We start from the raw sequence: 23,936 nt of genomic DNA, 5'->3' as shown, positions 1-23,936 counted from the left end.
CACGCTGAACTCCGCGTCGATTCGCCTGATGGTGGGACAATGCGTCGTTCATGTTTGCGCCGGGTTGACTTCCAGACCGCCCCCGAGCGCCCCCAACCGCCCCCGTACGCACCCGAGATGAGCCACCGCCGCATTCCTCCCGCCATTCTTCTCGGCCCCGCATTGAACGCGACCCCCGTGGTGGCCCGTACCTAGGGCCATGAACGGCGCGGACTCGCGTCGTCATCGGAGCGAATACGACGACGTACTACGGGAGTCGACATGAACACCTGGCGCAACGCCTCGCTCGCGGTCACCGCCGCGGCCCTTTTGACGCTGACGACGGCGTGCGGTCAGGAGCAGGGCTCGGCAACGCCCAACGGTCAGTCGGTGGGCAACGCGGCCCCGGCACAGCAGCCGGCGGATGGCGGTTACGGCTCGGGCGGCGGCGGTTACGGCTCCGGCAAGGAAGCCGCGGCGGCCGCGAAGCCTGCGGGTCAACTCGGCGTGCAGGCAAGCAAGAAGCTCGGAAAGGTGCTCACCGACAGCGAGGGTTTCACGCTCTACCGCTTCGACAAGGACACCGCCAACCCGCCGAAGTCCAACTGCGACGGCGAGTGCGCGGACATCTGGCCGGTGGTGGCCGCGGGCGGTGCCACGGCGGCCGCCGGAACCGATGCCTCGCTGCTCGGCGAGGTCGTCCGGACCGACGGCTCCAAGCAACTCACCGTCGACGGCTGGCCGATGTACCGGTACGCGAAGGACACCGCACCGGGGCAGATCAACGGCCAGGGCGTCGGCGGCACCTGGTTCGCCTCCGCCCCCGACGGGAAGAAGGCGGCGGCCAACGCCGACAGTGCGGGCGCGGGCGCCGCCGAACCGGCCGATGCGGCGGGCCTTTCGGTGCGCAAGGACCCGGAACTCGGTGACATCGTGGTGGACAAGCGGGGTATGACGGTTTACCGGTTCACCAAGGACACCGCATGGCCGATGAAGACGGCCTGCACCGGCGACTGCCTCAAGAAGTGGCCGGTGGTCGAGCCCGTCTCCAAGAACTCGGTGGAAGGCGTGACCAAGAAGGGATTCGTCACTTTCGACCGCCCCGACGGGATCAAGCAGCAGACCATCGACTGCTGGCCCATCTATACCTTCGCCGGGGACGAGAAGCCGGGCGACGTCAACGGCCAGGGAGTCGGCGGCACGTGGTTCGCGGTCTCGCCCGATTCCAAGCTCGTCGGTGCTCCGAAGTAACCACCCAGTAGCCCCCAAGTGGCCCCGAACCACCGGGAATCGGTGCCCGAAGTGCCGGTCCGTCGCTGCATGAGCACACGCAGCGACGGATCGGCCGTTGTTGCCACCGGAGTGTGACCAATAACGGACCGCTAATTTCCGTTTCCTCTCGCTCTCCTGGCGGTCGATCAGTAGCCTCTGGTCAACACTGACCATGAACATGGCCGGATCGCCGTGGCGACTTGTTGGAGACATCGATGGAGCGTCCCGCCTGGGCACCGCAAGGCATAGACATTTCGGTGCCGAGCGTGTCCCGCATGTACGACTTCTATCTGGGCGGATCGCACAATTTCGAGGTGGACCGGGAAGCCGCGCGGAAGGCCATGGAGTTCCTGCCGGGCCTTCCCAAGATCATGCAGGCGAATCGGGCCTTTATGCGCCGGGCCGTGCGGTACGCGGTCGACGCGGGCATCGACCAGTTCCTGGACATCGGCTCCGGCATCCCGACCTTCGGCAACGTCCACGAAGTGGCCCAGGCCGCCGACCCCCGGGCCAAGGTGGCGTACGTCGACCACGACCCGGTCGCCGTCGCGCACAGCCAGGCGGTGCTGGAGGGCGACGACCGCTCCGTGATCGCCGCCGCCGACCTGCGCCGGCCGCGGGAGATCCTGGCGAACCAGGAGGTCACCGGGCTGCTCGACCTCGACCGGCCGGTGGCCCTGCTGCTGGTCGCGGTGCTCCACTTCATCGAGGACGCCGACGACCCGCGCGGAGCGGTGGCGGGACTGCGCGAGGCACTTGCCCCTGGCAGCCTGCTGATCCTGACCCACGCCTCGTACGAGGGCATCCCGCTCTCCAGGGAGGAGGCGGACGGCACGGTCGGCGTCTACCGGAACATCCGCAACCCGCTCATCATGCGCACCCGCGAGGAGATCGGAGCCTTCTTCGACGGGTACGAGATGGTCGAGCCCGGCCTCGTGTCGATGCCCGACTGGCGGCCGGACACCCCGCAGTCGCCCGGGCAGGAAGACCCGTACGCCTTCTCGGGCTTCGCCGGGGTCGGGCGTAAGGCGTGAGTATCCCCGCCCAGGCGTCCGGCGAGCGGGACGCGGAACCTGACGGTCCCGAAGGCCGGCTCCGGAGGTTCGCCACGATCTGGAGCCGGGCCATCTTCCCGCTGACGGCCACCTCCCTGACCCGCCCGGAGTTCGAGCGTCATCTCCTGCCCCTGGCACGCGAGTTGAACGGCACCCTGCACGCCCACCCGTTCGACGCCTCGCCCGCCGCCCGGATCGGCGCCGCGCTGGTCGACGCGCACTGCACCGACCCGGACGCGCTCAGCTCCACGCTCGGCGTCGTCGACTCCTACCTCGTCCTGTACTGCGGCGGCAACGGCCCCGGCGAACTCTCCACCGAGGACGCCCGCGCCCGGTGCGCCCGCATCCAGCACACCCTGGCCTCCGGCTTCTCCCAGGCCCTGCGCGAGCGCACCCTCGCCGAACAGGAGGCCATCGCCCGCTCGGCGCTCACCGCCCGCTCCCACGCGGAGGAGGCCCTGCACGCCACGGAGGCCCGCTTCCGGGCGGTCTTCAAGGACGCCGCCGTCGGCATCGGCATCGCCGACCTGGACGGCAACATCCTGGAGATCAACGACACCCTCACCAGGATGTTCGGCGGCCTGGAGCACCACGTCCGCAGCCACAAGGTGAACGAGTGGGTCCACCCCGAGGACTCGCCGCAGGTCTGGAAGTACTACAACGAGCTGGTACGGGGGGAGCGCGACCACTACCGGGTCGAGAAGGCGTACTACCGCAACGACGGCACCGTCCTGTGGACCAACCTCACCGTCTCCCTGCTGCGCGACCCCGAAGGCCGCCCCCAGTACCAGCTCGCGCTCATGGAGGACACCACCGAGCGCCGCCTGCTCAACCTGCGGCTGCGCTACGAGGCCACCCACGACGCGCTCACCGGACTGCCCAACCGCACCCTGTTCTTCGAACGGCTGGAGAAGGTGCTCTCCGCGAAGGACGGCAGCCGCTTCGGGCTCTGCTACCTGGACCTCGACGGCTTCAAGGCCATCAACGACAGCCTCGGCCACGCGGCCGGCGACCGGCTGCTGGTCGAGGTCGCCGACCGGCTCCAGAGCTGCGCGACCGCGCCCTGCGAGATGGTCGCCCGGCTCGGGGGCGACGAGTTCGTGGCCCTGACCACCGGCCAGGACTCCGCCGACGCGGTGGACGAACTCGCCGGGCGCATCCTCAACGTACTCACCACACCGATCCGGCTGGACGGCCGCGAACTCACCGTGCGCGGCTCGATCGGCGTCGTCGAGGGGCCCGCGGGGGAGCGCAGCGCCGCCGAGGTGCTGCGCTCCGCCGACATCACGATGTACCGGGCCAAGGCTGCGGGCGGCAACCGCTTCGAACTCGCCGACGCGGAGGCCGACGCCCGCGCCATCACCCGCCACGGCCTGACCACCGCGCTGCCCGCCGCGCTGGACCGGGGCGAGTTCTTCATCGAGTACCAGCCGCTCGTGCACATGGGCGACGGCACCGTCCACGGCGCCGAGGCGCTCGTACGGTGGTGCCACCCGCAACACGGCGTGCTCGGCCCCGACCGGTTCATCCCGCTCGCCGAGCACACCGGGCTGATCGTGCCGCTCGGGCGCTGGGTGCTGGAGGAGTCCGTCCGGCAGGCCAACTTCTGGAAGGAGCGGCACAGCGACGGCGGCCCGCTGCGGATCAACGTCAACCTCTCGCCGACCCAGCTGCACCACCCCCGGCTGGTGGCCGAGACGGTCGACGTGCTGGAACGTTCCGGTCTGGAGCCGGGTGCGCTCTGTCTGGAGGTGACAGAGTCCGCGCTGATCGGCGCCGACGACGATCTCCTCAAGCCGCTGCGGCAGCTCGCGGAGATGGGCGTCGACATCGCGCTCGACGACTTCGGCACGGGCTACTCGAACCTGGCCAATCTGCGGCGGCTGCCGGTGAGCGTCCTCAAGCTGGACCGTTCCTTCACCCGGGGCATGCAGCAGCATCCGGCCGACCCGGTGGACCTGAAGATCGTCGAGGGCATCGTGTCGCTGGCCCACAGCCTGGAGCTGGCCGTCACGGTGGAGGGCGTGGAGACCGGCGCCCAGGCCGAGCAGCTGCGCCGGCTCGGCTGCGACACCGCCCAGGGCTGGTACTACGCCCGCCCCGGTGCCCCGGACCGCATCCACTCGCTGCTGCTGGCCGACGCGGTGTGAGGCGTACGGGGCCGGGGCGGCCCGGGACCGGGGTCCTTGCGCGCAAGGGGGCCGGGGCCGCGCGCCGAACCGATGCCGGGGCCCGTCACAGGCCCTCCGGTCAGGTCCGGGGTCCGTCACAGGCCCTCCGGCCAGGCCCGGCCCCCCGTCACCCGCCCCCCGGCCCGTGCTCCAGCAGCATCCGCTGGAGCTCCCGGGCCGCCCGGGGCGGGGCCACATCGCTGCGGTGCGCCAGCGCGATGGTGCGCCGCAGCCCCGGCCGGGCCAGCGGGGTCCGCCGCAGGTCCGGGCCCGCCCGGTGTGCCGCCATGCTCGGCACCACCGCGATCCCGAGCCCCGCCCGTACGAAACCGAGCACGGCGTCCATCTCGCCGCCCTCCACCGTGAACGTGGGCTCGAACCCCTCCGCGCGGCAGGCGGCGAGCGTCAGCTCCCGCAGGTTGTAGCCGTGCCGGAACATCACCAGCGGCGCCCCTTCCAGATCCGCGATCCGCACCCGGCCGCCCCGCCCCGGCGCGGGCTCCGCGGCGGACGACACCACCACCAGGTCCTCGTGCAGCAGCTCCACGGTGGTCAGCGCGGGCGACGCGGCAGGCAGTGGCAGCACCACCAGGGCGAGGTCCAGCGCCCCGCGCGCCAACTGCCGTACGAGGTCGTGCGAGCCGCCCTCCTCCAGCAGCAGCCGCACCCCCGGATGCAGGTCGTGGAAGGTGCGCAGCACATCGGGCAGCAGCCCCGTACAGAGGCTCGGTGTCGCCCCGAGCCGCACCCGGCCGCTCCGCAGCTGGACCAGCTCCTGCACCTCCTGGCGCGCGGTCTCCGCGTCCGCGAGGATGCGCCGGGCCAGCGGCAGCAGCGCCTCGCCCGCGTCGGTCAGGGCGATATTGCCCCGGGCCCGGCTGAACAGCTCCGCGCCCAGCTCGCTCTCCAGGGCCCGGATCTGCTGGGAGAGCGAGGGCTGCGAGACGTGCACGGCCTCGGCGGCCCGGGTGAAGTGCCGGGTCTCGGCCACGGTCACGAAATAGGTGAGCTGCTGGAAGTGCATGCGCCAACGCTACCCCCCTCGATAGGTGGAGCCTATGAAGATGAGCCATTCCATGTCTTGGACTGATCGGACTTCGGCCCCTACCGTCGTGTCCATGGCATTGGCAACGCGGACGGACCGACGGCCGTCGATGACGCGTACGCTCTGGGACTCGACCGTCGGCAAGAAAACCATCATGGCCGTGACCGGTCTGATCATGCTCGGGTATCTCGTCGCCCACATGGTCGGAAACCTGAAGATCTTCTTCGGACCCGGTGAGTTCGACGGCTACGCCCACTGGCTGCGTACCCTGGGTGAACCGGTCCTGCACTACGAGTGGGCGCTGTGGATCGTCCGCGTGGGCCTGGTCGCCGCCGTCGTGCTGCACGGCGTCTCCGCGTACCAGCTGAGCCGCCGCGACATCAGGGCGCGCCCGGCGAAGTACGTCCACAAGAGGCCGCGCGCCAGCTACGCGACCCGGACCATGCGCTGGGGCGGGATCATCCTCGCCCTCTTCATCGTCTGGCACATCCTCGACCTGACGACCGGCACCGTCCACACCAGCTTCGAGGCCGGACACCCGTACCAGAACGTCGTCGACACCTTCTCCGCCTGGTACAGCAACGTCATCTACATCGTCGCGGTGCTCGCCATGGGCCTGCACGTCCAGCACGGCTTCTGGAGCGCCGCGCAGACGCTCGGCGTCGGCAACGCGACCCGCGACCGCATCCTGAAGACCCTCGCCAACGTCCTCGCGGCGGTGCTGACGGTGGGCTTCATCTCCGTACCCGTCGCCGTCATGACCGGAGTGGTGAGCTGACATGCCCGACTACTACACGCAGTACGTCACGGGCGAGCCCGTCGTCGACACCAAGGCCCCCGAAGGTCCCGTCGCCGAGCGCTGGGACACCCGCCGCTTCCAAGCCAAACTCGTGAACCCCGCCAACCGGCGCAAACATACGGTCATCGTCGTCGGCACCGGACTGGCCGGCGGATCGGCCGGCGCCACCCTCGCCGAACAGGGCTACCACGTCGTCCAGTTCTGCTTCCAGGACTCGCCCCGGCGCGCCCACTCGGTGGCCGCCCAGGGCGGTATCAACGCGGCGAAGAACTACCGCAACGACGGCGACTCCATCCACCGGCTCTTCTACGACACCGTCAAGGGCGGCGACTTCCGCGCCCGGGAGTCCAACGTCCACCGGCTCGCCCAGATCTCGGTCGAGATCATCGACCAGTGCGTCGCCCAGGGCGTGCCCTTCGCCCGCGAGTACGGCGGCCTCCTCGACAACCGCTCCTTCGGCGGCGTCCAGGTCTCGCGTACGTTCTACGCGCGCGGCCAGACCGGGCAGCAGCTCCTCCTCGGGGCCTACCAGGCGCTCTCCCGGCAGATCGCCACGGGCGGGGTCGAACTCCACGCCCGTACCGAGATGCTGGACCTGATCGTGGTCGACGGCAAGGCGCGCGGCATCGTCGCCCGCGACCTCGTCACCGGGAAGATCGACACCTACTTCGCCGACGCGGTCGTCCTGGCCACCGGCGGCTACGGCAACGTCTTCTACCTGTCGACCAACGCCATGAACTCCAACGCCACCGCGATCTGGCGGGCCCACCGGCGCGGCGCCTACATGGCCAACCCCTGCTTCACCCAGATCCACCCCACCTGCATCCCGCGCACCGGCGACCACCAGTCCAAGCTCACCCTGATGAGCGAGTCGCTCCGCAACGACGGCCGCATCTGGGTCCCCAAGGCCAAGGGCGACACCCGCCCGGCGAACCAGATCCCCGAGGACGAGCGCGACTACTACCTGGAGCGCATCTACCCGGCCTTCGGCAACCTGGTGCCCCGCGACATCGCCTCCCGCGCCGCCAAGAACGTCTGCGACGAGGGACGCGGTGTCGGCCCCGGCGGGCAAGGGGTCTACCTGGACTTCGCCGAGGCCATCGGGCGGATGGGCCGCAAGGCGGTCGAGGCCAAGTACGGCAACCTCTTCGACATGTACCAGCGGATCACCGACGAGGACCCCTATACGGTCCCGATGCGGATCTACCCCGCCGTGCACTACACGATGGGCGGCCTCTGGGTCGACTACGACCTCCAGACCACCATCCCCGGCCTCTTCGCCATCGGCGAGGCCAACTTCTCCGACCACGGGGCCAACCGGCTCGGCGCCTCCGCGCTGATGCAGGGCCTCGCCGACGGCTACTTCGTCCTGCCCTCCACCATCAACGACTACCTCGCCCGCAACCCGCACACGGAGCACGTCGACGCCGAACACCCCGCCGTCGCCGAGGTGGTGGCGGAGACCGAGGACCGCATCAACCTTCTCCTCTCCGTCGACGGCGACCGCACCCCCGACTCCTTCCACCGCGAGATCGGTGAACTCATGTGGGAGTACTGCGGGATGGCCCGCACCGAGGACGGACTGCGCAAGGCGCTCGCCAAAATCCCGGAGATCCGGGAGGAGTTCTGGCGCCGCATCAAGGTCCCCGGTACCGGCGAGCAGTTCAACCAGTCGCTGGAGAAGGCCAATCGCATCGTCGACTACCTGGAGCTCGCCGAGCTCATGTGCCTGGACGCCCTGCACCGCGCCGAATCCTGCGGCGGCCACTTCCGTGCCGAGTCCCAGACCCCGGAGGGCGAGGCGGAGCGGCGCGACGAGGAGTTCTCGTACGCCGCCGCCTGGGAGTTCACCGTCACCGGGGGCGCCCCCGTCCTGCACAAGGAAGACCTCGTCTTCGAGTACGTCCACCCCACTCAGCGGAGCTACGCATGAAGCTCACCCTGCGCGTCTGGCGTCAGCAGAACGCCGAAGCGCCCGGTGCCATGGCCACCTACGAAGTCGACGGCATCTCCCAGGACATGTCGTTCCTGGAGATGCTCGACACCCTCAACGAGGAGCTCATCCTCGCCGGGGACGAGCCCGTCGCCTTCGACCACGACTGCCGCGAGGGCATCTGCGGCGCGTGCAGCCTCGTCATCAACGGCGACGCCCACGGCCCCGAGCGGACCACCACGTGCCAGCTCCACATGCGGTCGTTCTCCGACGGCGACACGATCGACATCGAGCCGTGGCGCGCCTCCGCCTTCCCGGTCGTCAAGGACCTGGTCGTGGACCGCTCCTCCTTCGACCGGATCATCCAGTCCGGCGGCTACATCTCCGCCCCCACCGGTACCGCCCCCGACGCACACGCCACCCCGGTGCCCAAGCCGGATGCCGAACTCGCCTTCGAGAACGCCGAATGCATCGGCTGCGGCGCCTGTGTCGCGGCCTGCCCGAACGGCTCGGCGATGCTCTTCACGGCGGCCAAGGTCAACCACCTCAACGTCCTGCCCCAGGGCGCCCCGGAGCGCGAGACCCGGGTGCTGGACATGGTGGCCCAGATGGACGAGGAGGGGTTCGGCGGCTGCACCCTGACCGGCGAGTGCGCCACGGCCTGCCCGAAGGGCATCCCGCTGCCCTCGATCGCGGCGATGAACAAGGAGTGGCTGCGGGCGACGCGTAAAGTCCGCCGCTGACACGGGAGTCGATCCCGTACGGCTTCGATCACGTCCGGAGCCGTACGGGGTCGACGAGGTCAACTGCCCAGCGCCCGCACCAGATACGGGGCCGTACGGCTCTCCGCCGCCCGCGCCACCTCCCGAGGCGTACCGGTCGCCACGATCCGGCCGCCCCGGTCGCCGCCCCCGGGCCCCAGGTCGATGACATGGTCCGCGCCCGCCACCACGGCCATGTCGTGCTCCACGACCACCACCGTGTTGTGCCCGTCGACGAGCCCGTGCAACTGCCGCATCAGCACCTCCACATCGGCCGGATGCAGACCGGTTGTTGGCTCGTCCAGTAGATACAGGGTGTGCCCGCGCCGGGTGCGCTGGAGCTCCGAGGCGAGCTTGATGCGCTGCGCCTCGCCGCCGGACAGCTCGGTGGCGGGCTGCCCGAGCCGCAGATAGCCGAGCCCCACGTCCAGGAGGGTGGTCAGGGCGCGCTCGGCGGCCGGGGTCCCGGCAAAGAAGGAGGCGGCCGACTCCACGGTCAGGTCCAGGACCTGAGCGATCGTCAGCCCGTTGAGGGTGACGTCCAGGGTCTCCGGGTTGTAGCGCGCGCCGTGACAGTCCGGGCAGGGCGCGTACGTACTCGGCAGGAAGAGCAGCTCCACCGAGACGAACCCCTCGCCCTGGCACGTCTCGCACCGCCCGCCGCTCACGTTGAACGAGAACCGCCCCGCCGTGTAGCCCCGCTCCCGCGCCGTCTCCGTCCGCGCGAAGTGCTTCCGTACGGTGTCGAACAGCCCGGTGTACGTGGCCAGGTTGGACCGGGGCGTCCGCCCGATCGGCTTCTGGTCGACCTGGACGAGCCGGTCCACCGCCTCCACTCCGGTCACGGAGGCGCAGTACTGCTCGGCCACCCCGCCCTCCTCGCCCGCCTGCCGGTCGGCCAGCACCCCGGCGAGCACCTGGCCTACCAGGGTCGACTTCCCGGACCCCGACACCCCGGTCACCGCCGTGAACACCCCGAGCGGGAAGGCCGCGTCGACCCCGCGCACATTGTGCCGCTCGACCCCGGAGAGCCGGATCCACCCGGAAGGGGTGCGCGGCTCGCGTACCGGCGTGGGGCTCTGGTCGAACAGGAACCGCCGCGTCGCCGACTCCGGCACCTCGGCCAGCCCCTCCGGCGGCCCGCTGTGCAGCACCCGCCCCCCGTGCTCCCCGGCCAGCGGCCCCACGTCCACCAGCCAGTCCGCCCGCCGCACCACATCCATCTGGTGCTCCACCACGAACACCGAGTTCCCGGCCTCCTTGAGTCGGCCGAGCACCGCGAGAAGGGACTCCGTATCGGCGGGGTGCAGTCCGGCCGACGGCTCGTCCAGTACGTAGACCACCCCGAAGAGCCCCGAACGCAGCTGGGTCGCCAGCCGTAGCCGCTGCAACTCGCCCGAGGAGAGCGTCGGGGCCGTACGGTCCAGGCTCAGATAGCCGAGCCCCAGCTCGGTCACCGTACCGATCCGGGCCAGCAGATCACCGGTCAGCACCCGGGCCGTCTCCTCACCGCCCACCCCCGCGCCGGAGAGCACTTCGGCCAGACCGGAGAGCGGCAGGGCCGCCAGCTCGGCGATGGTCCGCCCGGCGAAGGTCACCGCCATCGCCTCCGGCCGCAGCCTGCTCCCGTCGCAGACCGGGCACGGCACACTCGTCAGAAAGCGCTCGGCCTTCGCCCGCAGTGTGCGGCTCTTGGTGTCGGCGAAGGTGTGCAGCACATAGCGCCGGGCGCTCATGTACGTTCCCTGGTAAGGGCGTTGGATGCGGCCCGCGTCCCGTACCGGATGCACCGTCACCACCGGCTGCTCGTCGGTGAAGAGAATCCACTCCCGGTCCTTCGCCGCCAGTTCGCGCCAGGGCCGGTCGACGTCGTACCCGAGCACGTCCAGCACATCCCGCAGGTTCTTCCCCTGCCAGGCCCCCGGCCAGGCGGCGATCGCCCCCTCCCGGATGGACAGCGAGGGATCCGGTACGAGCAGATCCTCGTCCGTCCGGTGGATGCGCCCGAGACCGTGACACTCGGGGCAGGCCCCGGCGGCCGTATTGGGGGAGAACGCGTCGGAGTCCAGCGGCTCGGCGCCTGCCGGATAGTCCCCGGCCCGGGAGTACAGCATCCGCAGCGAGTTGGAGAGCGTGGTCACCGTCCCCACGGACGACCGCGCCCCGGGCGCGGAACGCCGCTGCTCCAGCGAGACGGCGGGCGGCAGCCCGGTGATCTCCCCGACGGCGGGTGCGCCCACCTGGTGGATGAGGCGGCGCGCGTAGGGGGCGACCGACTCGAAGTAGCGGCGCTGCGCCTCGGCGTAGATCGTGCCGAACGCCAGCGAGGACTTGCCGGAACCGGAGACCCCGGTGAAGACCGTGAGCGTGTCGCGCGGGATGTCGACGTTCACGTCCTGAAGGTTGTGCTCGCGCGCGCCGCGCACCCGGACGTACGGATCGTGGGGGGAGTGCATGGGGCTCGGCTCCGTACAGGTGGGGGCGGTGTCGGGACGGACAAACAGTTCGATTCTAGGCGCGGACGGGTGGGCAGGCCGGGCGGGGCATGGCCGGGGGGTGCTGGCCGTACGTCGTCGGCTCACCCGTCCAGGCCGGCTTGAAACGCTGCGTTGCCCTCGGCATCAATGATCACGGCCCAGCAAGTTCGTTCCGTCGGATCCCGGTTCTCCTTCAGTCCGTTCCCATCGCTGCGGTGCGGGTGGCGCGGGCCCAGATGGACTGCTGACGGAGTCCGAATCCCATGCGGTTCCAGTGGAAGAGGATGTGCCGCACGAGTATGGCGCGTGTGCCTGCGCTGAGTTCGCCTGCTGCAGCCGCATTCGCCAGAACGCGGCCGTGCTGTTCGAGCGCTTCGATCCACGTACGGACGGGGGTGAGGGACCCGGAATCGAGAAGAGGGCGGGCATCGATGAGCAGAAGGCGCCTCATCGGCGACGTCATGGTGCTGACCTGTTGCGGCGTGACGTCGTCAGCGAGCGGGCGCCGCTCTTCGACGCGGCCCCACACGTCGCCCTGCTCGCCCAGTTCCAAGCGGGCTGCCCGCATGAGGAGCGTCATGGCCAGGATCGATGTCTCCTTCGCCCCCAGCACGTCCGAGGGGTTCTCCTCGGCGACGCGGGCATGGCCGAGTACACCTTCGCTGTCGGAGTGGAACAGGGCGTGCGCGAGTGGCAGTCCGGCTGGGCCGCCGAAGGCGATCGTCTCCGGTTCGTAGAGGGCGGGGCGCCAGTCGGCGGTCACACCCCAGGACACGGAGCTGTCGAGCGCTGCCGCGACGTGGTCAGCCATGTCCTGCGCGCTCGCTCCCGGGGCGGGGTGGCAGCGCAGCCGCCAGTGAGGTGCCTTTCGTACGAACCACCACCGCCCAACGGGCCAGGTACGCAGAGCGGGCGCGAGGCAGGCGCTGAAGGCGTGCTGAGCCCGCTCGTAGTCCACGAACCGGATATTGACCTGCTGCCAGCCGATCGGGGCCGTGTCCAGAGTGGCACGGCCGGCGGCCGCGTAGAGCTCGACGGCCTCGGCGAGCTGCGTGGCGGGGACACCCGCTGCCCGCGCGGCGTCTTCGACGGGCGCTCCGCCGAAGACGCCATGGACGGCATGCTCCATACGGGCCGGGTCGTAGTCGGTCATGTCAGGAGGAGGCAGGCGTCCCACTGCCCCTTGGGTGTCGCGGCGCCCTCGGCGTCCTGGAATGCGAGCGCGGCGCCCGCCCGGCCGACGAGGAAGCCCTCGTCCTCGGGGACCGCGGCCAGTATGAAGCGCTGGGTGAGCGATTCGAATCCGAGGTCGTACTCGCCGGGCCGGTTCGCGTCGGCCGCGACGCGCTGCACCGTTCGCAGGAGTCCGCCGACGCCGTGGCACAGCCCGCGGTCGGCCAGCATGTCGAGTCGGCGGGCGTCGGTGAGGCAGCAGGCGAGGGAGCGTTCGGCCATCCGTTTGCGGTCAGGGTCCTCCACGACGATGGCGGCGAGCTGTTGCGCGCGTACGAGGCCGGGTGTGCCGTAGCACCAGCTCGGCGCGGCGGGGAGGGCCGGTGCGGCGCCGCGGTGGCTGATCCAGCGCGGCCAGCGCAGCCCGTGGGCGTCGCTCTGCCGGATCTGGTCCAGCCACCGGCAGATACGGCGGATCGCCTGCTCCTGGCCGTCCGCGTGGACGCCTGCGCGCAGGGACAGGGAGAGCAGGGTGAGCGGGCCGGTGATGCCGTGGGCGAGCCCGGCGTTCGCGTGGCCGCCCGGGGTGGCGTTCTGGTCGGCGGCCGGGGAGTGGTCCACCCACCAGCCGGGCAGGGTCCGCCCGTCGCGCCCGGTGAGCGGTTCGGCGAGCCGGACCAGGTACTCCAGGATCCCGTGCAGCTCCGGGCTCCGGGGGCTACGGCGCAGGAGCAGGGCGCCGATCCCGGTCAGGCCGCGCAGCAGGTCGTACTCGGAGAACGCGGTGCGGTGCCCGGCTTCGATCCGGTCGTGGGCGGCGGCGAGCCGTGCGCGGGTGTGCGCGGCCACGACGCCGTCGAGGGTGTGCCGTGCGCCGGCGTAGCGGTCGGTCCCGTCGGCGGCCAGGTGCAGGGCGAAGGCCATGGCGGGGGCGCCGAGGAAGAGACCGGCGTTCTTCCCGTCGATGAGTGGGCCGGTGGCGGCGAGAACACGGCGTGCCTCCGTCCAGTCGCCTGGGCCGCGCCGGGCGCGTTCGATGTGCAGGAGCGCGGTGCTGAGGGGGCCGTGCGCGAGGGACTGGTGTGTGGACAGTGAGGTGTCGGGGGTGGACGGAGCAGTCGTCACCGTGCGGTTCCTTCGGGGCGGAGGGTCCAGGACAGGGCCGCGGCACGGGCCATGCGTCGGCACAGGGCTTCGGCATCGGAGTCGATCCCGGCGACGCGATTGTGGTGCATGTGCAGGAGGGACGGCAGCACGGCTTCCGGTGCGGGCCCCGGCCTGCGGAGCGCGGCGCGGTAGGAGGCGAGGGCCGCGCGGCGGGTCTGCCAGGCGTCGCGGACGGCCTCTCCGCCGCGGAAGTCGCGGAGGGCTGGGGCCGGGTTGTCGTTCTCGGTGAGCCGCAGGACGAGAGCCTGGGTGGACCGGGGCGCCACGGCGCCGTCCGCGCGGACGAGGTGCTTGGTCAGCCAGGAGCGCGCGGCGGCCGGAGAGCCGAGGAAGCCGGTGGCGATGTCCACGTACGAGGCCGCCGTGACAGCCGGGCGCAGATCCGTGGGGAGGGCGAGGCGCATCTGCGTGAACGCTGCCGTGGAGTCGGCGGCGAAGTAGAGCTCGGCGGCGTCCAGGGCGGGACGATTGCCGTAGCGGCCGGACTCGGGCGTGTAGGTGTCCCACTGCAGGCGCTGGACCAGGCCATCGTCTCGCAACGCGTCCGCCCATCGGGCCACTTCGAAGGCCACGTCCCCGAAGTCGGCCATGCGAGGAGGGCTCAGGCGGATGCGGAGGTGAGGGTCTGGGTCGGCGTACCGTACGAACCACGCCCGTGGGTCGGACAGATCCTCGATCAGCTCCGTGGAGTAGTCACCGGAGGTGAAGGATCCCCGGAACAGGACCGTCAGGTCGTTCAGAAGACGGGGCAGGTGGTCAAGGAGTACGTCGTCGGCACGGTTGGTGCTCCCGTACAGCTTCAGATACGCGGTGTCGGCCATGCCGGGGGTCTGGCCGTCGTCGCGCCCGGCGACCGCGTTCCGGCTCGGGGCGGGGGCGGGAGGCCGGTCGGCCGCGAAGGACATGGACACCTGGTGGGCGCGGCCGATCCACCCGTAGGCGCTCTCCTCCGGAGCCTCGTACACCGACAGGGCGCGGTGCCGGTCCAGTTCCGCCCGCAGCAGGTCGCGGTCGCCGGTCCGGCCGAGATCGAGCCGCAGCTGATGGTCCTCGGAGCCGACGGACACCGTACGCGGGACGTTGTAGCGGGTACGCCAGTCGGCGAACTGCTCTGTCCACCTGTCGGTGCCGGGGAGGTCGTGGGCGCGTAGGCGCCAGCAGGCCGTGGACAGGATGGTGCGGCCGTGACGGACCTGCGGGAGGAAGGGGAGTCGGCCTGCGGCTCCCCAGGCGAAGGGCATGAGGACAGCGGCGTGGGAGCGGTGGATCTCGGTGAGGAACCGGGCCAGGGGGTGCGTGGCGGAGCCCAGCTCCACCGCGTTCATCACCGAGGGCTCCAGGCACCTTCCGGTCGAGAGGGAGACGAGGCAGAGGCGTTCGGCGTCGGCGACGACGCCCAGGTCGTCCAGGTCGAGGGTGGCGTCCGGGTTGTGCTCTCCGACGGCCACGGCGTCGAGGGCGGCCAGGGAGGTTCGGCCGACGTTGGCGGTCCGGCGGCGCAGCGGGGGAGAGGACACCTGCACACGCGCAGCGCCTTCGGTGAGGGTGGGAAGAGCCCGGTACTGGGCCGTCATCCTGTTCTGGTCGGAGAGGTCCAGCATCGGCAGGAAGCGGCCGGCGAGGGTGCCGGCGGAGAGGGACAGGCCGACGGTCGAGATGGCGAAGCGCCCGTCCGTCAGTGCGCGAGCGGACTGTGCGAGGACGGTGAAGCACAGATCGACATGGGCGGGGACAGCCGTTGGCCGACCCACGGTGAGCGCCTCGATGTCCTCCTCGGTGAGGACGATCTCGCGCCGGCCGGTGAGCGCGGCGTCCTGTGCCAGGGCGAGCAGGTGCTCGTCGCGGGGCGTGGTGGCGAGTACGGGCCGAGGCAGTACGGTGCCGCGGTAACCGACGGGGAAGCCCAAGCCGGTGTCGGGATCGGTGAGGTCGCGGACGGGGACAACGGTGCCCATGCTGTAGCGCTCCAGGAACCGCGCCCGGTAGTCCCGCCAGGCGGCAGAACCGCGGGGGAAAGGAGTGATCCTGGCCATCACGCTCAGGGCGCGCTCCGCCTCGTGGGCCACGGCCTCGGGCAGGATGATGTCGCCGTCCGGCCGGACGGCGACCATGAGGCTCCGCGCGGTGGTGCCGCTGAGCGCGGTCATCGCCTCGGCGGCGTGGGCGCGCAGGGCCGGCTGTTCGTCGGGGTGAGCACGGTCGTGACGGTGCAGGAGGCGGTGCACGGTACGGAGCCGGGCGGCGGTCGGTACGTCCGCACCGCTCTCGTCGAGCCGGGTGATCAGGTGACCGAGAGCATCGGGGACGGTCATCGGCACCTGGAGTTCGGTCAGCAGCACGCGATGCGCGACGAGCCTGTGCACCATCTGCCCGATGGCGCCCTTGGTGGCTTCCGGGTACTCGATGCTGAGCCTGGCCACCAGGACGTGGACCGGGATCGGTGCGCGAGCCAGCCGCAAGGCCACCTCGGAGGCGCGGGTGTGCCGCAGGCTCGTGTCGGTCGGCCCGTCCTCGCCCGGCTGGTTCATCACGGTGATGCGGGAGCCGCGTACGACGCGCGTGGGGTCGGCGACGACCGTGAGGTGCCACAGGATGGAGGGATCGGCCTCCAGGGCGGAGGTGATGGCGTGGAGCCAGGAGGCATCGGCGCGCACGGTGGCGCGGGTCAGCGGCCCCCAGTGGACCTGGGCCTCCCGTCCGATGCGGGCCGTGGTCGGGCCGGCGAACAGCCCGAAGGGCGTGGCGCGGTAGCGCATTCTCAGCAGGTAGCGGGCCAGGGACCGGCTGATGCGGCGGACGCGCGAGGGCTTGGCAGCCTGCCCGGTCAGCAGTTCCTGGACGGCGTACGCCAGTGAGGGTGAGGCATGGCTGATGGCCTCGGCGAGGGAGGCGTCCGCCCATATCTTTTTGATCCACGTGCGGGCCTGCTCGATGCCGGCCTCGTCCCCGGGCCACTCGGGTACGGGGGTGGCGAGCGGCATGACCGACGCCCTGACCAGGCTCGCGTCGATGTGACGGTACATCGGTACTCCTTCGGATCGCAGCGCCCGGGGGCGGACGGTGCGGCCACCTCCCGCCCCCGGCCCCGTCAACTACGGGGAGGTACTCAGCCGCCGATGCACGTGCTGTTCGAGCAGGCCGAGTTGCAGGTGGATGTGCAGCCGTCGCTGGTGTCGTTCAGCAGCGCGCCGAGTACGGGCGCCGAGGAGACGGTCTCGATCGCGAGATCGAAGTCGCCGCCGTCGGCCGCGTGGAAGTCCGTGGCCGCCTTCATCGTGGTGCTGTTCTGCTGTGCCATCTCGCCCTTTCCAGAGAGGTTGTAGGGATGTGCTGTGCAACCTGGCCCGTCGTCGTTGTGGTGCTACGGCCAGGTGATCGTGACCCGTGTGTGCCGACGCTCGATGCGGCGGCCGGTGGCGGGAAGCCGGTCGTCCGGCGTGCCCGACGGGTGGACCTCGATGCGTGCTCGGTGGCTGCGGTGGTCGCGGTCCCAGGTGCGGACCTCCTCGACCAGGCGCGCGGCGACCTGTTCGCCGCGCGGCCCGTGGGCGATGGCGCCCAGCTCGAATCGGTCGTCCTGGTCGGTGGCCCGTACGGTCCGGTAGGCAAAGGAGTCCCCGTCGACGAGCGTGGGGATGCCCATGGGGGAGGCCGAAGCGACCAGGCCCCGCTTGCGGGCGCCGAGGTCGGCGGCCATCAGCGGCAGGTTGTCGAGCGCGGTGGTCAGCCACAGATCGAGATGTTCGCTGGACTCGGAGCCGCCGAGCGTCACCCCGGACCAGACCTTGGCCTGCGGAAGGGTCAGGGCCTCGGCGAGTGCGACCGTGTCCGGCTCCGGGTGGCCGTCCAGGCGCAGTCCGACCTGTTCGTTCTTCCCGTCATGCAGGACGGCGAGTTGTACGCGGTTCTCGCCGAGGCCCTGCATCGGCACGAAGCCGCACAGTTCGAATCCGCTGCTCACCAGCTTGTCACCCTCGCGGACGAAGGCCACGGTACGCGTCATGGCTCGCATCCGCAGCGGCACGACGAGGCGTCCGCCGTCCTTGAGCTGGTCGAGCCAGGCCGGTGGGATGTCGGCGGCCTGTACGGTGACGATGATCCGGTCGAACGGGCCGTGCCCGGGAGCTCCGTTCTCGGCGTCGTCCGTGAGCACCGTGACGTTCTGGTAGCCGGTCGTCTTCAGGAAACGGAGGGCTCGGTCCGTGACATCGGGGTCGATGTCCATCGTCACCACGTGGCCGCTCTCCCCGACGACCTCGGCGAGGTTGGCGGCGTTGACGCCGCCCGACCCGATCTCCAGTACGGTCATGCCGACTGCCAGTTCGGCCTGCTCCATCTGCATGGCCTGGATGCGGGGCGCGGACACAGAGCTGATGTGCACTCCATGCTCGTCCGTCTTGGTGATCGTCGGCTTCTCGGGCTCGTACGTGCTGCTCATGTCCGCCTCGGGGGCGGCCAGGTGCCGGCGTACGGTGCGGAATGCAGCCACCACCTGGGCACTGCGGGCCGCCCCGACCTCGACGAGGTTCCGCGCGAGCGTGTCGCGCAACTGCTGCTCGTCCGGACTCTCCTCGGTGTCTGTGGTGTTCGTGGTCTCCGGGACGTTGTCCACGCGGTTCTCCTTCTCGGATGGTGCAGGGGCTGCGAGGGCTCGCATCAGGTACGAGGCGGCGGCCCCGCGCCGGGGTGGTATCCGCTCAACGGCAAGGCCCGTTGCGTCCGGGCCGTCGAGCGGCTGTCAGGAAGCGGTGACGAGGCCGGACAGTTCAACAGGGTTGACGCCTCAACTCCTGCGGCTCGGCGGAGACACGGGCCCACGTGGTGTGGTTCGTGTTGCTGGTGCCCCAGGCGGTCGACAGCTTCTCGACGAGTTGAAGCCCTCTGCCTTCCGTCGACTTCTCCCCGACGCTCTTGAGCCTGGCCGGCTCCGAGCTGCTGTCGGTGACCTCGATCAGCAGTTGGCCGGCGCTGCGCTCGATGCGCAGACTCACTGCCTGCGGGGTGTCGGCTCCACATCCGTGCTGGACGGCATTCGTCATCAACTCCGACACGATGAGGACCGTGTCGGCCACAACCTCCGGGGCGATGCCGCCCCAGCGATCCATGGCGCCGGCCGCGATCCGGCGTGACATTCCGATGAACGACGGTGCGCTGGGCAAGAACACCTCGACGGCGTTCCACAGGGGTCCCGCCTGCGACGGCGAAGGTTCGGGAGGCCGGGGGAAATGCTCATGTGCCATAGGGGCTCCTCAGGCGTACAAGGCGACGGCAGTGGTCGTCGTGAGCAGGGATGGGCAGGAATTCGTGCCGGGCGCGGCGGCGCTCGTGGGCTCACACGCCAGAGCCGTCAGGTGCCGCGGTCGGCGAGCGGTGTGTGTTCTCGGGAGGCCCGAGGAGGGCAAGAGTTGCCCCCGCGGACCAGGGGCGGCAACCGTGACGGTTCACGTATACGTGACGGGCTTGCGTGACGCTTGACGCATTTCCCGGGCCGTCGTCCATGGAGCCGCGTCTTCTTGACACGGAGCGGACAGCATGTAACTACGCTGGTCGGCGAGTTCGAAGGGAATTGACTTCATGCGACGTGGTCCTGGACCTCATGGTCCGTCCTGCGCAAAGCGGTTACGTGAAAATGGTGCCGAACGCGGACACACAACCGACGAGATCGCCCGCACGATCCAGGCGCATTGCTCGGTCTCCCCTCTGCGCGCCCACCGTCTTGCCAGGGGCCTCACCCTGGCCGAGGCAGCGGACCAGATCCGCGAGCTTGTCTCTGGTGTGGACAGGGCCCCTCGGGTCACCGTGGAGCAGCTGAGGCTCTGGGAAACGGGACGGCACCAACCGATTCGCTCCACTGTGCTCGTGCTCGCCGCCTTCTACGGCTGCTCGCCGCATGATGCGGGTCTGGACGACACCGAGGCGGTCGCCGCAGTCGCCTTCCGGTCACAGGCCCGGCAGGGGCACCGTGCCGAGGTCACCTCCGCGTACTCCATCGGCGAGCGGATCCCGACGGCCGCCGAGCACCTTTCGTACAGGGTCGACGCCGCGCGTCGCGCGGTCGACCGCACCCTTGCCTCCGCGACGGTCACCTCCAGCCAGTTGGACCACATCGACGAGACGGTCCTCTGGGCCAGCCAGGAGTACATCTCCACCCCGCCGGCCCTGATGCTCACCCGCCTTCTGGACCTCCTTGCGGAGGTCGAGGGGCTGGCCGCATACCGACAGCCCGCCGCTGTACAGGTTCGGCTCTCGGAGCTGACGGCGATGCTTTCCACTCTGACTGCCGACGCACTCATGAAGCTTGGCGACCTCACGCGGTCGCGATCCTGGTACGCCACAGCGCGTTCTGCTGCGGACGACAGCGGAAATTCGGAGCTTCGAGCTCGCGTCAGGGCTCAGGCGGCGATGCTGCCCTTCTACTACGGTCCGATCGCCAACGCGGTGAATCTGTGCCGGGAGGCCAGGGCGATCAGCAGAGCACGGTCCAGCGCCACGCACGCCTTCGCGGCAGCAGCAGAGGCTCGGGCCCTGGCCAAACTCGGCGCCGCGGCCGAGGCCGAAGCCGCGTTGCGCTACGCGACGAAGGTCTTCGAACAGTTCGGTGGAGACTCGGCGGACGACGCCTTCGCCTTTCCGGAGCGCCGCCACCTTCTCTACAGGAGCGGGACGCTGACCGCCCTGGGACACACGCGCGAAGCACGCCAGGTCCAGGAGCAGGCGCTCGTCCTCTACCACGACAAGACGGGAATCGACCCCGCCCTCCTCCGGCTTGAAGCGGCCATCTGCTACGCGCGGGACCGAAGCCCCGACGAAGCGTGCCAGCTGGCCAGCGCCACCTTCCTGCGGATGGACCCGGCCCACCGCACACCCATCGTGGAGGAACGAGCCCGCGAGGTCGTAGAGGTCCTTCCGTGGGCGATACGGACAAGCCGAGCGGCGCGAGAGCTTCTTGAAATCATCGATCTTCCGCCAGACCGGATGTGACAGGACGGGCCCTTGTCGGTAAGCCTGTGCGACATGACAATCACGCCGGCCCCCGGTGGGTTCGACGAGTTCGAGATGTTCCAGGTACTGGCACGGGCCTGCACGAAGGCCGGCCTGGACAGCCGTGATGCGCGTCTCCTGCGCGGTCACACCAACGCGGTTCTTCTCCTGGAGAAGGAGCAGGTGGTGGCCAAGATCGCGCGGAAGGGAACGAACGTGGAGAGCGTCGTGCGCACAGTCACTTTCGTACGATGGCTCATCGAGGCAGGCTTCCCCACCGTCACCCTTCACCCTTGCGATCAGCCGCAGATCGTCGACGGGCACGCGGTCACCTTCTGGACCTACCTGCCGCAGCCAGGGCACCCGGTGGCGGCCGGGCAACTGGCCGGGCCCCTCAAGGCGCTCCATTCGCTGCCTCCGCCCCCGATCGTGCTAGCCGAGCATGACAACATCCGGGCGATCCGTCGCTCCCTGAAGGCGACCACATGCCTTCCGGCTGCGGCGATCCGATACATGGAGGATGAGGCGAACCGCCTCGAAGAGGAACTGTTCGACGTCCAGTTCACGCTTTCCCCCGGCCTGATCCAGGGCGACCCACAGCACCGAAACGCGCTGCACACCCCCGACGGATCTGCGGTGCTGTGTGACTGGGACACGATCGCCCAAGGGCAGCCGGAGTGGGACCTTGCCACCGTCGAGGTCCACTGCCGACGCTTCGGCTACGGCCAGGCCCACTACCGAGCCTTCGTGGACAACTACGGGTGGGACGTCACGAAATGCTCCAGCTATTCCGTGCTACGAGATATCCGGGAACTACGCATGATCACAACCAATGCCCGGAAGGTTCGTCATGCCCCTGATTCCCTGAGTGAGATCCAGAGACGAGTCGACGCCCTCATGAGGCGGGACGGACAGCAGCTCTGGAACATCCTTTAGCGCTGTAACCGGAAGCGTTGCAGCGGCCGTACGCAGAAGTCAGAGCCCTGAATCCCGGCGAACCTGTGTGATCAGCCGGGACGCTGCGAGAACGCACATATCCGGCGTGAGCAGCGCGGTCTGGCTGTACTCGCGCCAGGTGCGCAGATGGTCATTGCTGCGGGGCTGACGTTCGCCGAACATGTCCAGCATCCGCATCTGTAGTTGTTCGAGACGCTGGGTGAGCCAGTCCCGCCGGACCAGGAGTGTGTTGATCGTTCCCGTGGGTCTGGTGCCTTGCAGTGCCCTTGCGACCAGGTCGCCTTCGCGGGTATGCCGTTGCCGTTGTCGGGGTCGCGGTGTGAACCGGCTCCGTTCATGAGCCTGGTGCAGGGCAAGGCCAAGCCGGCAGGGGCTTCCACGGAGCAGTCGTGACTGCTGCTGTTCCACGAGTACTTCGGGGAGGCGGGATAGGCACTGAGGGGAGACCCGTTGTCACAGCCTGTCGTGTCGGGCCAGGTAGACGACGTGCCTGGTTGGGCGTTTTGGTATCCAGCGCCCTCATGAGGCTCCGAGACCTCAGGAACTCCATGACCTGTTCACCCAGCCTGGCAGGTAGCCGTCAATAGCTGACGCGATCGGCAGCGCCACATGACGCCGGGGGTGTAGCGGTCGTGGGCGATGTCCTCAGCGACTCGCTGTCGCTCCCGCAGCCGCTCCAGGCCGAGAGCACGCTGCTGGAAGAAGAACCACTGACGCCCTTCGTCGCCCGGTTCCAACAAGCGCTCAAGCAGGTGGCCACCGTCCATCAGGTCGATGCCGATGTCCGCAACACCAGGCAATTCGCGCTTCCACTTGGCTGCCTCTTCGTTCCAGCGCTGTCCAGCACCCCGTACTGGCTTGCCCTTGACCTGGTGCGCCGGGTCAGGTGGTTCAACGGGGACCCAGAACGTCAGCCGGACGACATTTCGTACTTGCCCCCTGCTCGGGCGGCCACTGTCGAGGAGTGTCGGAACGCCCCGGCCGCTCGCCTGTACGTCGCTACGACCACCGGGTCCCGCCCCTTCAGCGTTCCGACGTTCCGCCGAGGGCGCCCGAAGTCTGGGGGCCTCTATGTTCTTCGTCAAGGGTCTGGGCAGCCTGTGTCCGGGGTTCGGTCTTCTCTGTGGGGTGTGGGACTGTCTGGTTGTGCCAGAGACGACGAGTGGGTTGGAGGCGGCCTTGCTCAGGGCGTCGTCTCCTTCGTGGGTGCAGCGTGTTCGGGCCGGGCGCGATCTTGCTTCGATCGCTGGTGTTCCTGAAGCTGCGGAAGCGCTGGTGGGGTTGTTGCTGGACGTCGAGGACACGGCGGTGGCTCGGGGGACGGCAGAGGCCCTGGCCAGGGTGGGGACAGTGACCGCCGTAAGGCTCATTGCTCTTGCGGTTGCCGAGGGTGACGACAACCAGGCTGACTGGCTGCAGACCGGCGTGCATGACGCGCTCGTGGGACCGGACGGTGTGCCGGATGTTGCGGCGGCCTGCGCGAGACTTGCCCGGGACCGGGAAGAAGTTGTCCGGCGGGCTGCCGCGGATATCTCGGCGTGGACAGAGGGCGCAACGCGCTGACCTGAGTCGTTTTGCCTGGGGGCATGGTTCATGCCTCCGTCGCCAGGGGAGGCGGGGTTCGTAGAAGGTTCCGTCTCGGAGCATGGCGAACAGGACGCTGATGCGCAGGGTGTGGGGCAGGGCCCGGGCGGCGTCCGCGATCACCGCCGCGTCCTTGGCGTCGGCCTTCGCCTCACTGGGGTAGAGGTCGGCGATCCGTCGCATCGCGAGTCCTGGCAGGCAGGCGACCTTGCATCCGGTGTCCCGGGCGACGGCCAGGGGCAGGGCACCGATCGAGGCGGGCTGGTCCACGATCACCAGAACGGTGCCGAACTTCGCGGCCGACTTCTCGAACACGACCCGAAGCTTCGGCTCGCTGTTGGGCAGCTGCTTTTGGCGTCGTGCGCGCGCATCCACGTTATGCAGACCTGCCGCCCGCGAACCGCCCGGCATTGCGCCGGGCCGGGCGGTGGCCGGACCTCTCATCAGTTTCTCCGACGACACCTCCCGGGCGCGGTGACCCCCCAGGTCATGCCTTCGACAGGGGGCACAGTCATGCCGGGCCCGGAGGCCAGCGGCCCTATTGCAGGACTGCGAAAAATGTAACGGGGGGCGGAAGGCGCC

18 protein-coding genes and 1 pseudogene are annotated in these 23,936 nt (G+C 69.9%); 8 read left to right on the top strand and 11 right to left on the bottom strand.

The genetic code is table 11. From position 1 onward, the window contains the following. Positions 1–261: 261 nt before the first annotated feature. The 3 genes from ACFW9Z_RS21505 (at position 262) to ACFW9Z_RS21495 (ending at position 4,456) form a co-directional block, all read left to right on the top strand. On the top strand, positions 262–1,230 hold the full coding sequence (locus ACFW9Z_RS21505) for an SCO0930 family lipoprotein (RefSeq protein WP_384643200.1): 969 nt from the start codon (positions 262–264) through the stop codon (positions 1,228–1,230). Between the two features lie 236 nt (positions 1,231–1,466). Beyond that, entirely contained in the window at positions 1,467–2,285 is an 819-nt protein-coding gene (locus ACFW9Z_RS21500) for an SAM-dependent methyltransferase (RefSeq protein WP_384643197.1), read from the top strand. Continuing rightward, complete coding sequence (locus ACFW9Z_RS21495; RefSeq protein WP_384643194.1) at positions 2,282–4,456, top strand: putative bifunctional diguanylate cyclase/phosphodiesterase; 2,175 nt, start codon at positions 2,282–2,284, stop codon at positions 4,454–4,456. The genes ACFW9Z_RS21500 and ACFW9Z_RS21495 overlap by 4 nt, the downstream gene beginning before the upstream one ends. Before the next feature lie 148 nt (positions 4,457–4,604). Here ACFW9Z_RS21495 and ACFW9Z_RS21490 read toward each other — a convergent pair whose 3' ends face one another. Then, positions 4,605–5,501 carry a LysR family transcriptional regulator gene (locus tag ACFW9Z_RS21490; RefSeq protein WP_384643191.1) on the bottom strand — a complete coding sequence of 299 codons (897 nt, stop codon included), beginning with the start codon at positions 5,499–5,501 and terminating at the stop codon, positions 4,605–4,607. Positions 5,502–5,631: 130 nt separating this feature from the next. On the opposite strand from ACFW9Z_RS21490, the gene ACFW9Z_RS21485 reads away from it, so the two are divergent. Genes ACFW9Z_RS21485 through ACFW9Z_RS21475 form a run of 3 tightly spaced genes read left to right on the top strand, consistent with a single transcriptional unit; the run spans position 5,632 to position 8,997 of the window. Then, positions 5,632–6,300: a succinate dehydrogenase gene (locus ACFW9Z_RS21485; protein ID WP_384643559.1), complete on the top strand. Its 669-nt coding sequence runs from the start codon at positions 5,632–5,634 to the stop codon at positions 6,298–6,300. A gap of 1 nt (position 6,301) precedes the next feature. After that, a complete protein-coding gene (locus tag ACFW9Z_RS21480; RefSeq protein WP_384643188.1) occupies positions 6,302–8,254 on the top strand; it encodes a fumarate reductase/succinate dehydrogenase flavoprotein subunit in 1,953 nt (650 codons plus the stop codon). Next, on the top strand, positions 8,251–8,997 hold the full coding sequence (locus ACFW9Z_RS21475) for a succinate dehydrogenase/fumarate reductase iron-sulfur subunit (protein ID WP_384643185.1): 747 nt from the start codon (positions 8,251–8,253) through the stop codon (positions 8,995–8,997). The genes ACFW9Z_RS21480 and ACFW9Z_RS21475 overlap by 4 nt, the downstream gene beginning before the upstream one ends. 59 nt (positions 8,998–9,056) lie before the next feature. Here the strand turns inward: ACFW9Z_RS21475 and uvrA are convergent, their stop codons facing one another. The 7 genes from uvrA to ACFW9Z_RS21440 form a co-directional block, all read right to left on the bottom strand. Further along, positions 9,057–11,471 carry an excinuclease ABC subunit UvrA gene (gene uvrA, locus ACFW9Z_RS21470; RefSeq protein WP_384643183.1) on the bottom strand — a complete coding sequence of 805 codons (2,415 nt, stop codon included), beginning with the start codon at positions 11,469–11,471 and terminating at the stop codon, positions 9,057–9,059. Between the two features lie 214 nt (positions 11,472–11,685). Then, positions 11,686–12,645, bottom strand: a complete 960-nt coding sequence (locus tag ACFW9Z_RS21465) for a thiopeptide-type bacteriocin biosynthesis protein (protein WP_384643180.1) — start codon at positions 12,643–12,645, stop codon at positions 11,686–11,688. Continuing rightward, positions 12,642–13,790, bottom strand: coding sequence for a lanthionine synthetase C family protein (locus tag ACFW9Z_RS21460; RefSeq protein WP_384643177.1), 1,149 nt, complete (start codon positions 13,788–13,790; stop codon positions 12,642–12,644). The genes ACFW9Z_RS21465 and ACFW9Z_RS21460 overlap by 4 nt, the downstream gene beginning before the upstream one ends. After that, positions 13,787–16,855, bottom strand: coding sequence for a lantibiotic dehydratase (locus ACFW9Z_RS21455; protein ID WP_384643174.1), 3,069 nt, complete (start codon positions 16,853–16,855; stop codon positions 13,787–13,789). The genes ACFW9Z_RS21460 and ACFW9Z_RS21455 overlap by 4 nt, the downstream gene beginning before the upstream one ends. Before the next feature lie 83 nt (positions 16,856–16,938). Continuing rightward, on the bottom strand, positions 16,939–17,130 hold the full coding sequence (locus tag ACFW9Z_RS21450; RefSeq protein ID WP_384643171.1) for an FxLD family lanthipeptide: 192 nt from the start codon (positions 17,128–17,130) through the stop codon (positions 16,939–16,941). Between the two features lie 63 nt (positions 17,131–17,193). Next, complete coding sequence (fxlM, locus tag ACFW9Z_RS21445) at positions 17,194–18,444, bottom strand: methyltransferase, FxLD system (RefSeq protein ID WP_384643168.1); 1,251 nt, start codon at positions 18,442–18,444, stop codon at positions 17,194–17,196. A gap of 154 nt (positions 18,445–18,598) precedes the next feature. Continuing rightward, positions 18,599–19,072 carry an ATP-binding protein gene (locus ACFW9Z_RS21440; protein ID WP_384643165.1) on the bottom strand — a complete coding sequence of 158 codons (474 nt, stop codon included), beginning with the start codon at positions 19,070–19,072 and terminating at the stop codon, positions 18,599–18,601. Between the two features lie 334 nt (positions 19,073–19,406). Between ACFW9Z_RS21440 and ACFW9Z_RS21435 the strand changes: the two genes are divergently transcribed. Further along, positions 19,407–20,813, top strand: a complete 1,407-nt coding sequence (locus ACFW9Z_RS21435) for a helix-turn-helix domain-containing protein (RefSeq protein ID WP_384643162.1) — start codon at positions 19,407–19,409, stop codon at positions 20,811–20,813. 33 nt (positions 20,814–20,846) lie between these two features. Continuing rightward, complete coding sequence (locus tag ACFW9Z_RS21430; protein ID WP_384643158.1) at positions 20,847–21,749, top strand: phosphotransferase family protein; 903 nt, start codon at positions 20,847–20,849, stop codon at positions 21,747–21,749. 39 nt (positions 21,750–21,788) lie between these two features. Here ACFW9Z_RS21430 and ACFW9Z_RS21425 read toward each other — a convergent pair whose 3' ends face one another. From ACFW9Z_RS21425 to ACFW9Z_RS21415, 3 genes and pseudogenes are all read right to left on the bottom strand, one after another. Further along, positions 21,789–21,947 (bottom strand): hypothetical protein, encoded by a 159-nt coding sequence (locus tag ACFW9Z_RS21425; protein ID WP_384643155.1) that lies wholly within the window; start codon positions 21,945–21,947, stop codon positions 21,789–21,791. A gap of 380 nt (positions 21,948–22,327) precedes the next feature. After that, positions 22,328–22,570 carry a hypothetical protein gene (locus ACFW9Z_RS21420; protein ID WP_384643152.1) on the bottom strand — a complete coding sequence of 81 codons (243 nt, stop codon included), beginning with the start codon at positions 22,568–22,570 and terminating at the stop codon, positions 22,328–22,330. A gap of 865 nt (positions 22,571–23,435) precedes the next feature. Beyond that, positions 23,436–23,765: pseudogene (locus ACFW9Z_RS21415) on the bottom strand (transposase); the annotation flags it as partial. Positions 23,766–23,936: the final 171 nt, after the last annotated feature.

This window comes from Streptomyces sp. NPDC059452 (assembly GCF_042750035.1).
In the GTDB taxonomy this organism is placed as follows: Bacteria; Actinomycetota; Actinomycetes; order Streptomycetales; family Streptomycetaceae; genus Streptomyces.
Note: the sequence above shows the minus strand (reverse complement) of the source record. Positions and strands in the feature narration are given on the sequence as shown.